The organism is Streptomyces sp. NPDC060232 (genome assembly GCF_042726555.1).
Taxonomy (GTDB): domain Bacteria; phylum Actinomycetota; class Actinomycetes; order Streptomycetales; family Streptomycetaceae; genus Streptomyces.
In genome coordinates, this window is sequence record NZ_JBHXAG010000021.1 from 50,984 (window position 1) to 63,955 (window position 12,972).

General features: G+C 72.4%; 10 protein-coding genes. 4 read left to right on the forward strand and 6 right to left on the reverse strand.

The genetic code is table 11. The annotated features are described in order from the left end of the window. Positions 1-52 precede the first annotated feature (52 nt). Both ACFWFZ_RS26635 and ACFWFZ_RS26640 read left to right on the forward strand, forming a co-directional pair. A complete protein-coding gene (locus ACFWFZ_RS26635) occupies positions 53-1,138 on the forward strand; it encodes an ABC transporter permease (RefSeq protein ID WP_387125501.1) in 1,086 nt (361 codons plus the stop codon). After that, entirely contained in the window at positions 1,135-1,815 is a 681-nt protein-coding gene (locus ACFWFZ_RS26640; protein WP_387125502.1) for an ABC transporter ATP-binding protein, read from the forward strand. The genes ACFWFZ_RS26635 and ACFWFZ_RS26640 overlap by 4 nt, the downstream gene beginning before the upstream one ends. Here ACFWFZ_RS26640 and ACFWFZ_RS26645 read toward each other — a convergent pair. Beyond that, positions 1,801-3,336 (reverse strand): hypothetical protein, encoded by a 1,536-nt coding sequence (locus ACFWFZ_RS26645; RefSeq protein WP_387125503.1) that lies wholly within the window; start codon positions 3,334-3,336, stop codon positions 1,801-1,803. The two genes, ACFWFZ_RS26640 and ACFWFZ_RS26645, sit on opposite strands and share 15 nt — an antisense overlap. Before the next feature lie 203 nt (positions 3,337-3,539). Next, a complete protein-coding gene (locus ACFWFZ_RS26650) occupies positions 3,540-4,343 on the reverse strand; it encodes an IclR family transcriptional regulator (RefSeq protein ID WP_387125504.1) in 804 nt (267 codons plus the stop codon). Between the two features lie 336 nt (positions 4,344-4,679). On the opposite strand from ACFWFZ_RS26650, the gene allB reads away from it, so the two are divergent. Together allB and alc are read left to right on the forward strand one after the other, a co-directional pair. Further along, positions 4,680-6,014: an allantoinase AllB gene (gene allB / locus ACFWFZ_RS26655; protein WP_387125581.1), complete on the forward strand. Its 1,335-nt coding sequence runs from the start codon at positions 4,680-4,682 to the stop codon at positions 6,012-6,014. A 3-nt stretch (positions 6,015-6,017) separates the two neighbouring features. Then, positions 6,018-7,136: an allantoicase gene (gene alc, locus ACFWFZ_RS26660; protein WP_387125505.1), complete on the forward strand. Its 1,119-nt coding sequence runs from the start codon at positions 6,018-6,020 to the stop codon at positions 7,134-7,136. Positions 7,137-7,332: 196 nt separating this feature from the next. Here the strand turns inward: alc and ACFWFZ_RS26665 are convergent, their stop codons facing one another. The 4 genes from ACFWFZ_RS26665 to ACFWFZ_RS26680 form a co-directional block, all read right to left on the reverse strand. Continuing rightward, positions 7,333-7,782 carry a GNAT family N-acetyltransferase gene (locus tag ACFWFZ_RS26665; RefSeq protein WP_387125506.1) on the reverse strand — a complete coding sequence of 150 codons (450 nt, stop codon included), beginning with the start codon at positions 7,780-7,782 and terminating at the stop codon, positions 7,333-7,335. A 127-nt stretch (positions 7,783-7,909) separates the two neighbouring features. Next, the gene (locus tag ACFWFZ_RS26670) at positions 7,910-8,545 is read right to left on the reverse strand and encodes a VOC family protein (protein WP_387125507.1); all 636 of its coding nucleotides are present in this window, start codon (positions 8,543-8,545) and stop codon (positions 7,910-7,912) included. A 352-nt stretch (positions 8,546-8,897) separates the two neighbouring features. Beyond that, complete coding sequence (locus ACFWFZ_RS26675) at positions 8,898-9,632, reverse strand: SDR family NAD(P)-dependent oxidoreductase (RefSeq protein WP_387125508.1); 735 nt, start codon at positions 9,630-9,632, stop codon at positions 8,898-8,900. A gap of 157 nt (positions 9,633-9,789) precedes the next feature. Further along, positions 9,790-12,909: a DNRLRE domain-containing protein gene (locus tag ACFWFZ_RS26680; protein WP_387125509.1), complete on the reverse strand. Its 3,120-nt coding sequence runs from the start codon at positions 12,907-12,909 to the stop codon at positions 9,790-9,792. Positions 12,910-12,972: the final 63 nt, after the last annotated feature.

A 12,972-nucleotide genomic window follows, 5' to 3' on the forward strand; every position in this document is an offset into this window, starting at 1 on the left:
TCGCTACCGGGGCGCGATGCCCCGCCCCCACAGGGAAGACCAAGGTGGGGTCATGTTCGTCGCATGGAGAGATCTACGGTTCGCCAAGGGCCGCTTCGCCCTGATGGGCTCGGTCGTGTTGCTGATCACGCTGATGGTCGGCCTGCTGTCCGGGCTCACCGCAGGCCTGGCCCGGGAGAACATCTCGGCCCTCACCGGCCTGCCCGCCTCACACCTGGCCTTCGCCGCGCCCGCCGGGGACCAGAAGGTGTCCTTCACCAACTCGCAGGTGCCCGAGTCCGCCTGGCTGGCCTGGCGGGCCCAGCCCGGCGTGCGGTCGGCGGAGCCCCTCGGGATCCGCACCGCCAACGCCGTCTCGGGTGAGCGCACCACCGCGGTCTCGGTCTTCGGCGTGGACCCGGCCGGCGGCCTCGCGCCGCGGGACGCCGGCCTGGCGCAGGGGCGGGTGGTCCTCGCACAGAAGGCGGCCAAGGAGCTGGGCGGGCTCACCGCCGGCGCCACACTCAGGATCGGGCCGCTGGAGCTGACCGTGGCCGCCGTCGCCGGCACCGCCGCCTATAGCCACACGCCGGTCGTCTGGATGGACCTCGGCGACTGGCAGCGCATCGGCAACCCCGGCACCTCCGGTGACACCCTCGCCACCGTCGTCGCCGTCTCCGGCAGCGGCGTGGACCTCGCCGCCGCCGACCGGGCCGCGTCCACCAGGGCGCAGACCGTCGACGAGGCCCTGGGCGCCATCGGCTCCTACCAGGCCGAGAACGGCTCGCTGCAGCTGATGCGCGGCTTCCTCTTCGCCATCTCGGCCCTGGTCACAGGGGCGTTCTTCACGGTGTGGACCATCCAGCGCAGCGGCGACATCGCCGTCCTGAAGGCCCTGGGCGCCTCCACCCCGTACCTCCTGCGGGACGCCCTCGGCCAGGCCGTGGTGATGCTCGCCGTGGGCACCGGGCTGGGCACGGCGCTCGCCGCCGGCTTCGGCGCGCTGATCAGCGGCGGTGACGTGCCCTTCGTCCTCGACGCCGTCACGGTGCTCCTCCCCGCCGCGATCATGATCGCGCTCGGCGCGCTGGGCGCGGCACTGTCCATCCGGCGGATCACCGCCGTCGACCCGCTGACCGCCCTCGGGAGCGCCCGATGACCCTCCTCGTCCACGACGCCACGCTCACCTACCCCGACGGGGAGGGCCGGCTCACCGCTCTCGACGCGGTCGGCCTGGAGGTGCCCGCCGGGACCCTGACGGCGGTCATCGGACCCTCAGGCTCCGGCAAGTCCTCCCTGCTCGCGGTCGCCGCCACCCTCGTCACCCCGGACCGCGGCCGGGTCGTCGTCGCGGGCGAGGACACCACGCGGATGGGCCCCGCCGAGAAGTCGGCCCTGCGCCGGGAGAAGATCGGCATCGTCTTCCAGCAGCCGAACCTGCCGGCCTCGCTGACCGCCGCCGAGCAGCTCCAGGTCATGGCGCACCTCGCGGGCAGGCCGGCGAAGGCCCTGCGCCGGCGGGCGCTGGAGCTGCTGGACGCGGTGGGCCTGGCCGACAAGGCTGACAAGCGTCCCCACCAGCTCTCCGGCGGTCAGCGCCAGCGCGTCAACATCGCCCGCGCGCTGATGAACGAGCCCGCCGTCCTGCTGGTCGACGAGCCCACCAGCGCCCTCGACCACGAGCGCGGCGCGGCCGTGCTGGACCTGCTGGTGACCCTGACGCGCGAGCGCTCCACCGCCACCGTGCTGGTCACCCACGACCACGCCCACCTGGGGCGGGTGGACCGTACGGCGACGATGGCCGACGGCCGGCTCACCGCGTCAGTTCCCGCGTGACGCCGGCTCGTCGACCTGGGCGGGCCGCGCCGAAGGAGCCAGGTAGGCGAGGTGGCCGCGCAGACCCGGGAAGTCGGGCAGGGGGAGCGGCCGCCAGCCCCGGGCCCACGGGGGCGGCGCCGCCCCGCCCGCCACCAGCACCGCCGTGGGGCGGGTGCGGGCGAGAGCGGCGAGCCCGTCGGGGGTGATGCTGCCGTCGTGGCCCCCGTAGACCTGGCGCGAGGCGCACCCGGCGCGGAACGCCACCCGGACGGCCTCCTCGCCGCTGACCACGCAGGGCGGCCGCACCCCCTGGCGGTGCAGTGCGGCGACCACGGCGGTGAACGCCGCCCGGTTGGCCCGGCTGCGCGCGCCCAGCGTGGCGGTGACTGCGAGCTGGAGCGCGAAGTGCGCGGCCAGCGCCAGGCAGAGCGTCCAGAGGGCGAACGGGCGGGTGCGGGCCCGGGTGAACAGCCGGGCCAGGCACAGGGCGACGGGCAGGGCCAGCAGGGCGTACGCGGGCAGCAGGAAGCGGGGCGCCGCGTACCCGACCAGCAGCAGGTACGGCGCCGCAAGCGACAGCGCGGCCGCCGCGGGTACGAGGACCAGGCGCAGCCGCCTGGTCCGGTACGCGGTGACGAGCCCGCCCGCGGTGAGCAGCGGCAGCGCGAACCACCACAGCGCGGTGACGGGCTGGGACCAGGGCACGTCGCACGGGCGGCAGAGCGTACGGCCGCCCAGGGCGCGCAGGTGGTGGCCGAAGGCCGGGTTCCAGCCGAGGCCGCCCTGGATCTCGCCGGCGCGGTGCAGCCGGGGGAGGAGGCCGCCGTAGCGGAGCTCGGCCTCGACGACCCACTCGCCGCCTCCGAGCAGCGCACCCGCCGCGAGCGCCGCGAGCAGCGCGGGCCGCCGCCCGGCGCGCACGGCCGGGACGGCGCACACCAGGGGCAGGACGAGCCAGACCGCGTCGGAGGGGCGCATGAGCGCGGCGAGGCAGATCCCGGCGACGAGCCCGGCGAGCGCGATGCGGTCACCGGGGTCGCGGGCGGCCCGCAGGAAGCAGCCGACGGCGAGGAGCGCCCCGAAGGCCACCCAGAGGTTGGGCATGGCCTGCGGGCCGTAGAACAGGGTCGTCCACAGGCCGGCGAAGAGGGCCCCGGCCAGGGCGAGGACCGGCGCGGGGATCAGTCGCCGCCATACCCACAGGGAGAGCAGGAGCGCCGCCGCCGACAGCAGCGCCAGGTAGATCCGCAGGGCCGTGACGGACGGGGTGAGGACCGTGACGGGGGCGACGAGGAGGGTGACTCCGCGGGCGCGCGGGGCGCTGAAGAACGCGGCGGGAGCCTCGCGCGCGACCTGGCTGACGTACACGGTCTCGTCCCAGCCGAGTCCGGTGCCCGGCACGGCAAGGAGCAGCTGGGCGACGGCGTACGCGGCGGCGACGGGGGCCAGCCAGACGAGAGCCCGCCGCCGCCCCGCGACGGCGGCGGGCTCTGGCAGGGCATCGGGCGGGCTCGGCGCCGTGACGGGCTTCGGGGCCATGGGCGGACCTCGGGGCGGGGAGGCGGGGCAGTTGCCGACCACGCTGCCCCGCCGGGGCGTGCCCCGCCATCGCGGACCAGCAGTCGGCCCAGCGCCGGACCGGGACCGCCGTGCCCAGCCCGTGCGGGGGGCGTACGACAAGGCCCCGGCCGCACCCTCGAAGCGAGGGGCGGCCGGGGCCTTCGTACGGCTGTGTGACGGTCCTACGCGGGGGTCTGGTTGGACAGGGCCACCGACAGCTCGTCGGCGACGTTCTTGAGGATCGGGACGAAGGACTCGGCCACGGCCTCGGTGACGCGGCCGGCCGGACCGGAGATGGAGATCGCGGCGGCGGTCGGCGAGTTCGGCACCGACACGGCGAGGCAGCGGACTCCTATCTCCTGCTCGTTGTCGTCGACCGCGTAGCCCACCCTGCGGACCTGCTCCAGCGCCTCCAGGAAGCCCTCGGGCGTGGTGATGGTCTTCTCGGTCGCCGCCGGCATGCCCGTGCGCGCGAGGAGGGCCCGTACCTCCTCGGCCGGGGTGTGGGCCAGGAGCGCCTTGCCCACACCGGTGGAGTGCGGCAGCACCCGGCGGCCGACCTCGGTGAACATGCGCATCGAGTGCTTGGACGGCACCTGGGCGACGTAGACGATCTCGTCCCCGTCGAGCAGGGCCATGTTCGCCGTCTCGCCGGTCTCCTCGACCAGACGGGCGAGGTAGGGGCGGGCCCAGGTCCCCAGGAGGCGCGACGCGGACTCGCCGAGGCGGATCAGGCGGGGGCCGAGGGAGTACCGTCGGTTGGGCTGCTGGCGTACGTATCCGCACGCCACCAGCGTGCGCATCAGGCGGTGGATCGTGGGCAGAGGCAGACCGCTGGCGGCGGACAGCTCGCTCAGGCCGACCTCGCCCCCGGCGTCGGCCATACGTTCGAGCAGATCGAAGGCGCGCTCAAGGGACTGGACGCCACCGCTGGCGGCAGGGGTCTTTGAGGAAGCGTCGGTGGTGCTGGCGCTGGACGTCGGCACGGCGCGGTCCTTTCGGTGCTGGCAGGCAAGGGAGCAGCCTACCCGGCGGTCGGCGTCGGCCCCAGCGCTGGGGTCGGGGCCGACGCCGCCGGTCAGAGGTGGTTTGTCCTGGTGGCGGACGTCCTCGTGAAGTTATCCGCCCGACTCCCGCGACGGTAGCTACATTCTGTATGGCGAAATCATCATTCCATCCTGTGGAAACATCCAAGTGTGGTCCTGGCGTGTCAGGGGTCCGTCCGGGTGCTCTTGACTGCTCCCGGATCGGCGGGAAGACTCCGTCAACAGAACGTTGAATTTCGCTCTGTGGAAGTAGATGGGGAGGTTCCGGTGGCCGACGTGGCTGTGGAACTGGTACTGCGCTCGACGCGCGTCATCACCCCCGAGGGGACGCGGGCCGCCTCGGTCGCCGTCGCCGGCGGGAAGATCACGGCCGTGCTCGAACACGACGCCGAAGTACCGGCCGGAGCCCGGCTGGAGGACTTCGGCGACGACGTCCTGCTCCCCGGCCTCGTCGACACCCACGTCCACGTGAACGACCCGGGCCGCACCGAGTGGGAGGGCTTCTGGACGGCCACCCGCGCCGCCGCGGCCGGCGGCATCACCACGATCCTCGACATGCCGCTCAACTCCCTCCCGCCGACCACCACGGTCGACAACCTGCGCGTCAAGCAGGAGGTCGCGCGCGCCAAGGCGCACGTGGACGTCGGCTTCTGGGGCGGCGCCCTCCCGGACAACGTCAAGGACCTGGCCCCGCTGCACGACGCCGGCGTCTACGGCTTCAAGTGCTTCCTGTCGCCCTCGGGCGTGGAGGAGTTCCCCGAGCTCGACCAGGAACAGCTCGCCACCTCCCTCGCCGAGATCACCGGCTTCGGCGGCCTGCTGATCGTGCACGCCGAGGACCCCCACCACCTCGACGCCGCCCCCCTCGTCCCGGGCCCCAAGTACGCCGACTTCCTGGCCTCCCGGCCGCGCGACGCCGAGAACACCGCCATCGGCAACCTGATCGCCCAGGCGAAGCGGCTGAACGCCCGCGTCCACGTCCTGCACCTGTCCTCCTCCGACGCGCTGCCGCTGATCGCCGCCGCCAAGGCCGAGGGCGTGCGGATCACCGTCGAGTCCTGCCCGCACTACCTCACTCTCACCGCGGAGGAAGTGCCGGACGGTGCCAGCGAGTTCAAGTGCTGCCCGCCCATCCGCGAGGCCGCCAACCAGGACCTCCTGTGGGACGCGCTCGCCGACGGCACCATCGACTGCATCGTCTCCGACCACTCGCCCTCCACCGCGGACCTGAAGACCAGCGACTTCGCCACCGCGTGGGGCGGCATCTCCTCCCTCCAGCTCGGCCTCCCCGCCGTCTGGACCGAGGCGCGCCGCCGCGGCCGGACCCTGGAGGACGTCGTCCGCTGGATGTCCGCCGCCCCGGCCGCCCTCGCCGGGCTGGCGCAGAAGGGCGCGATCGAGGCCGGCCGCGACGCCGACTTCGCCGTGCTCGCCCCCGAAGAAGCGTTCACCGTGGACCCGGCCGAACTCCACCACCGCAACCAGGTCACGGCGTACGCGGGCAAGACCCTGCACGGCGTCGTGAAGTCCACCTGGCTGCGCGGCACGCAGATCGCCGACCACGGCACCCCGACCGAGCCCACGGGCCTCCTCCTCGAAAGGCAGAACTGACCAGTGGCGATTGAATCCTTCACCGGCAACGCGAACCCGTACGGAGGCGGCGACCCGTACGCGGACTACCGCACCGCCGACTTCCCCTTCACCCGGTACGCGAACCTCGCCGCCCGTGAGCTGGGCGCCGGTGTCATCGCCGCCAACGACGAGTTCTTCGCCCAGCGCGAGAACCTGCTGATCTCCGAGGCCGCGCACTTCGACCCCGAGGACTTCGGCCACAAGGGCAAGGTCATGGACGGCTGGGAGACCCGCCGCCGCCGCGGCGTCTGCGCCACCCAGCCCTGGCCCACGCCCGAGGACCACGACTGGGCGCTGGTGCGCCTGGGCGCCCCCGGCGTCATCCGCGGCATCGTGGTCGACACCGCCCACTTCCGCGGCAACATGCCGCAGGCCGTCTCCGTCGAGGCCACCAACTGGGAGGGCGCCCTCGCACCGACCCCGGAGGAGCTCCAGGGCGACGGCGTGAAGTGGACGACCATCGTGCCCCGCACGGCGGTCGGCGGCCACGCCGCCAACGGCTTCGAGGTCGACGCCGAGCAGCGCTTCACGCACCTGCGCGTCAACCAGCACCCCGACGGCGGCATCGCCCGCCTGCGCGTCCACGGCGAGGTCCTGCCCGACCCGGAGTGGCTCGCCGCGCTCGGCTCCTTCGACGTGGTGGCCCTGGAGAACGGCGGCTCCGTCCAGGACGCCTCCAACCGCTTCTACTCCCCGCCGACCAACACCATCAACCCGGGCCGCTCCCGCAAGATGGACGACGGCTGGGAGACCGCCCGCCGCCGCGACAACGGCAACGACTGGATCCGCTACCAGCTCGTCACCGAGTCCGAGATCCGCGCCGTCGAGATCGACACCGCCTACCTCAAGGGCAACTCGGCCGGCTGGGCCTCGCTGTCGGTGAAGACGGGCGAGGAGGGCGAGTGGACGGAGTTCCTGCCGCGCACTCGCCTGCAGCCCGACACCAACCACCGCTTCGTCCTGGACACCCCGGCGGTGGGCACGCACGTGCGCATCGACATCTACCCGGACGGCGGCTTCTCCCGCCTGCGCCTGTTCGGCTCGCTGACGGAGGCCGGCGCGGCCGCGCTGACCGCCCGCCACCAGGAACTGGGCGGCTGACCCCGCGCCTGTGAACCGTCCCGGGGGCCGACACCCCCGGGGCCCGCAGCACGCGCCTCAGGGCCGCACCGGGATTCCGGTGCGGCCCTGAGGCGCGGGTGTACGGCGGTGCCGCAAGGGCCGCAGGGCAGTTTACGGCGGCTCCTGCGGCTCCTGCGGCTCCTGCGGCTCCTGCGGCGCCCCGGCCTCCGGCCGGTCAGTCGGAGGCCGGGGCGACGGCCGGGGCGGCCACGACCTCGCCGTCCTCGAAGTCGCCGGTGGGCGTGAAGCCGAGCTCGGCGTAGAGGCGCGCGGCGGGGGCGGTCTCCGGGTGGTACGAGAGCCGGATCTCCCGGCAGGACGGCAGCGCGGCGAGCCGCCCGATCAGCGCGCGCACCGCGGCCCGGCCCACGCCCCGGCCCGGCTCGGCGGCGTCGACGATCTTGCCGCCGATCCAGTGCGCGCCGCCCTCCTCGTCGTACGTGCACATCACGTGCCCGACCACCGCGTCACCGGCCCGGATCGCGAGCGAGTTCCACACGCCGCCGCGCATGGACAGCAGCACGTAGCGGGCGCCGAGCGCGGCGACGAACCGCCGCTGGTCGTCCGCCGGCGCCACGTCGGCTGCGGCCCGCCGGTTCTCGTCGGTGATCTCGTCGAGCACCACGCCCCGACCCTGCCCGCAAGCCCCGCAGGCGCGGGCGCATGATCAGAACGGCCGTGGAAGGCGCCTGGTGACGGGTGCTCGGGGCGGGCGGTCCCCGGTCGGCCGCTCCTTGGGGCAGCCGACCGGGTCAGATGGTGACGGGGCCCTTGGCGGTGGCGAACTCGACCGCGACCAGGCCCGGTTCCTCATCCTCGACCCAGGTGACGTCGATCTGGTCGAGGGGGTGGTCGGCCGGTTCGCCGAGGAATTCGGCGATGGAGGCGGCGTCGCCGGCGATGGAGAGCCCGTGGATGGTGGTGGGGGTGCGCGGGTCGGCGCTCGGGCGCTCCTCGGTGGGGACCAGCCACTGCAGGAAGTAGGGCAGTTGCGGGTCCTCCATCAGCTCCAGCAGGCCGATCTGCTTCCACCTCAGGTCGAACCCGTCGGGGCGGACACGGTGGCCCTCGGCCGAGGTGCGGCCGAGGCGGGCCTCGACCGGGGCGATGTCGTCGACGGAGACCACCCAACCGAGCCAGCCGCCGCCCTCGGCGGCGCGGCGCGCGACCGCCTGGCCGAAGGGCGCGCGGTCGGCGGCGGGATGGTCGAGTGTGGTGACGACCTCGACGTAGGTGCCGCCGCTCAGCGGGAGGATGAAATTGCGGGTGCCGAACCGCGGGTGCACACCGCCGTCGGCGAACCCGGCTCCGAGGGCCGACCCGATCCACTGGACGGTGGAGACGAAACTGTCGCGGGCCACCGCATAGGACACGTGATCAAGTCGCACGACGCCATCATCACCCGACAACCCAGACAAATCCCGCCGCCACGCCCACCGCCCCGGCCGCGTCCGCCGCGGATCGCCCCAGGATCCCGACCCGGCATACGGCACCACCACGGGCCCTGCACGTCCAAGAGACAGGCAGGCTTTCGGGGCTGCCCGCGCGTGTCGGACCCTGCGGCACCCCGAGCCGCGCAGGCGCCGGCGAGGCCCGCCGACGGCAGCCGGCCGACGGCCCAGCCCCCGCGCCCGGCGCTCTGGGGCCGGTGCTCGGGAGCCGGGGACCGCCCCGGTCCGGGACTCGCCCCGTGGGGGCCCGGACCTCGTACCCCGGATCCGCCCGCACGCCCGGCGAGGGCTACGCGGCGTGGCCGCCGTCCACCGCGAACTCCGCGCCCGTGACGTAGCCGGCGCCGGGCCCAGCCAGGAAAGCCACCACCTCCGCGACCTCCTCCGGCCTCCCGAACCGGCCGAGTGCCGTCATTGCCGCCTGCGGGCCCGCGTACGGTCCGTCGGCCGGGTTCATGTCGGTGTCGACGGGACCCGGATGTACGAGGTTCGCCGTGATTCCGCGCCCGCCCAGCTCCCGTGCCAGGGCCTTCGTCAGGCCGATCGTCGCGGCTTTGCTCATCGCGTACAGCACGCCGCCCGGCCCCGGCACCCGCTGCGCCATGCAGCTTCCGATCGTGATGATCCGCCCGCCCTCCCGCATACGCCCCGCGGCCGCCTGGGCCGCGAGGAACGCGCCGCGCACGTTGACGCCGAGCACCCGGTCGACCTCGGTCACCCCGACTCCCTCCAGGGGCCCGACCGCCCCCACCCCGGCGTTGTTGACCAGCACGTCGAGCCGCCCGAACCGCCGTACGGTCTCCCCGACCGCGTTCGCGACCTCCGCCGCGTCCCCCGCATCCGCCCGCAGGGCGACGGCCCGCTGCCCGAGTGCCTCCACCGCCTTGACCACCCGGCCCGCAGCCTCGGCATCGCTGACGTACGTGATCGCGACATCCGCCCCCTCCTCGGCGAGCCGCACGGCAACGGCCGCCCCGATCCCCCGACTTCCCCCGGTCACCAGCGCCACCGCGTTCCTGTCCATGCTCTTCCTCCCGCATCGCTTGGTTGCGGCTTCAATCAAATAGCGCCGAACCCCCCACCGCTGGCAGGAATTCGACCCCGCGTTCCCCCGGTCCGCGAACGACGGAGCCCCACCGGGAACGGTCTCCCGGCGGGGCTCCGCGTGACGCTGGACCGTGCTATCCGATGGTGAGGTACTTGTCCCAGGCGTCCTCGTCGACGCCGGTCGCGCCACCGACCGCCGTGCTCCCACCCATGTAGAGCCACTGCTTGCCGCTGGCGTCGACGGCCCAGATGTCGGGGATGCCGTCACCGTTGGCGTCAGGGGTGCCGAGGATCTTCGGAACGGCGCTCCGGCCCCATCCCGTGGTGGCGTAGCCGTAGTCCTGCCCGCCCAGGGCGCTCGCTCCGTCCTTCAGGGAGACGAGGTCGACGCCGCCGTTCGTCCCCGGTTTGCCCTTGCGCAGGACGAGGCCGCGGTTGGGGTTGGCGTTGTCGCGGTAGAGCAGGTCGGGGACCTTGTCGCCGGAGATGTCCCGGACACCGACGATGTCGCGGGAGTCCCAGACCGTGTTGGCCACCTGCTTGTAGGAGGCGAAGCTGGCTCCCGAGTATCCCGAAAACATCCACAGCACGTCGCCGGCGATGGCGAACAGGTCGGGTGTGCCGTCGCCGTCCACGTCCTCGCTGACGACGATCTGGCGGAAGGTCGCCGGGTCCGGCGCGTTGGCGGGCAGCAGGATTTCCATGCGCCGGCCGACGTCGAACTGGCCGGTACCGATACCCGGGTAGACGTACATCTTGCCGTCGGGCATCCGCGCGATGACGTCGGTCAGCCCGTCGCCGGGGAACCAGTCGGTGGAGTGACCGATGAGTGCCGACTTACCGGTGGTCGCGTCCTTCCAGTGGCCGCTGACGGGCGTGCCGTTGTCGAGTGTGGCGAGGACGTGGGCGTCGGTGTCGCCTTGGGAGTCACCGGCGTAGGTGAGCAGGTCTCCCTTCTCGTTGACGGCCAGGATGTCGGGATGGCCGTCGCCGGTGACGTCGCCGGGCTTGTCCAGGCCGGGCCTGGCCTTGACGAGGAACTCGTAGGCGGTGTGGCCGGACACGTTGCCGGACTTGCTTACCGTCCGGACGTAGAGGACGTTGGGACCAGTGGTGTCGACCTGCATCTTGATGGTCGCCTTGTCAGTGGCGTCCGGTGCGGCCTTCTTGTCGAAGAGCGGACGGTTCAGGCTCCACTGGTACTCCTGGACGTCACCGGCCTTGGCGCCGTTTCCGGAGAGGTACAACGCCTGGTCCGGGGTGCCGGCGTGGTTGAGGCTCCAGTTGGTGCCGTTACCGCTGGGCGGGAAGTCCGTCGAGTCGACAGCCGGGTTGGGCGGCACGCTGTGGCTGACGGTGAAGGTGCACCAGCCTCCGCCACCCGAGTCGGCCGGTCCGCTGCCGGGCGACCACCAGCCGTCCTTGTCCCTGGCGCGGGCGAGCCACCAGTACTGCTTGCCGTCCTCGAACGTGTCGAAGGGCACTTCGGCGGTGACGAAGCCGTCGCTGTTGACACGCAGCCATTGGCTGTAGACCTTCGCGTTGTCGCCTCCCCACACCTCGATCTGGATTTCGTGCAGGTTCTGCTGGTCGGTCCTGTCGTCGCGGTCGGTGCCCTGGACCTGGAAGGTGACGTTCGTCTTGCCGATGGCGGTGCCGGCACCGCTGGTCAGGCAGGGGCCGCCGGGGTAGGTCTTCATGTTCGCCGCGACCGGGATGTTCGGGGGAGTGTTGTAGACGATCTCGATGTAGGGAGCAGTCTCGCCGTTGGCGATGAACTTCTTCCAGTAGTACGAGTCCGACTCGTTCGGGGCGGCGAACCCCAGCGACATGGCCCCCCAGCCGTTGTTCGAGGCGTGGGTCACGAGGCCCTTGATGTCGGGCGCGATCCAGTTGTCGGGACACGAGCTGTTGTATCCGTACCCGGAGTGCTCGCTGGTGACCTTCCAGTTCCAGAAACCGGTCGTGTTGTTCCACGTACTCGACGAAGTGATGAAGGGAGTCGAGTAGATGTCCATCGGCTTCTGGTCGCAGGACCACGAGTACGTCTGCAATGCGCGCACATTGGCCGACAGGATGGCGGCGCCGTGCAGCTCGCTGCCGAATTCGAAGTTGAAGATGGAACGGGACGTGCCGCCGGTGGTGGACTCGTACCCGACGCGTGCTTCGTTCGTGCCGCTCGCGTTGTAGTTCTGCCCGTTGTAGAAGCTTGAATTGCCTTCCGTCTTGTAGAGCAGCGTCCAGGAGTGCTTGTGCCTCTTGAACGAGGGGTCGATGAACACCGGGTAGACGGTCTGCGGGTCGTTCAGCAGTGAGCTGTCGGGTGTCAGGGAGAGCGTGCTCTCGTTGAGGTTGGCCTTGACCGGCCGCAGGCGGGCTCCTTCGGCGCCGGCCAGACCGGGCAGCCCGAGCGTAGGATGCTGCTTCGCCGCATCCGACGGCTTCCACGCCGCAACGGCATCGGTGGTGGCGATCTTGCCACTGGAGTCCCATGACATCGGGCTGGGGGAACCGGCGATCTCCTCGCCCTTGGCGTCACGGGCACTGATCGCACCCGACTCGGCGTCCAGCTGGAACTTCATGTCGGGCGAGGTGAGGCGGTACTTCAACTCACCGAGCAGCGGGTCGGCCGCGGCCTGCTTGTCCTTGACGACCAGCAGGTGCGAGTAACCGCCGTCCTGAGCGGTCATCACCAGGTCGATGCCGGGACGGACGTTCTCATAGAGCGCCCGAGGACCGTCGATGACCGGCGCGGGCAGGGTGCCGGGCCAGCTCACGACCATCTCGTGACCGTCGGTTTTCAGGCGGACCAATTCGGTCCACGCCTGCCCCGGTGCGTCCTGTCGCAGTGCCACCCGACTCACACTGCGTGAGGCCCGGTCCCCGTCGGCACCCTGCTGGCCGGTGCCCCCGCTGAAGAACACACGGCCGTTGACGGCCTTGGCCGCGTAGCCGCCGTCGACTCTCGCCAAGTCGGTGTCGATGGGCTTCCACTTGCCGTCCACCTCGGCGCGGAAGGCCGCGCTGTGGACCTCCTTGCGGAACGAGCCGTCCGGACGGGCCCACGTCGTGGTGTTCGCACTACGCGCGGCGGTGACCTCCACCTCCTTGCCGGACTCCGCGGCAAGGCGACGCGCCTGGTGTTCGGAGATCGGCGCGTCCTGACCGGACCGGTCCCGAGCATCCCCGCCGATGACGTGCACCCCGACGGGCACCGCGATGGCGACGGCAAGAAGGGCGGCGATACCTCCCAAGGCCCGGCGACGCCGGTACCAACGAGGCGTTGCCACAGCAACGACCTCTCTTTCAGCCGCCTT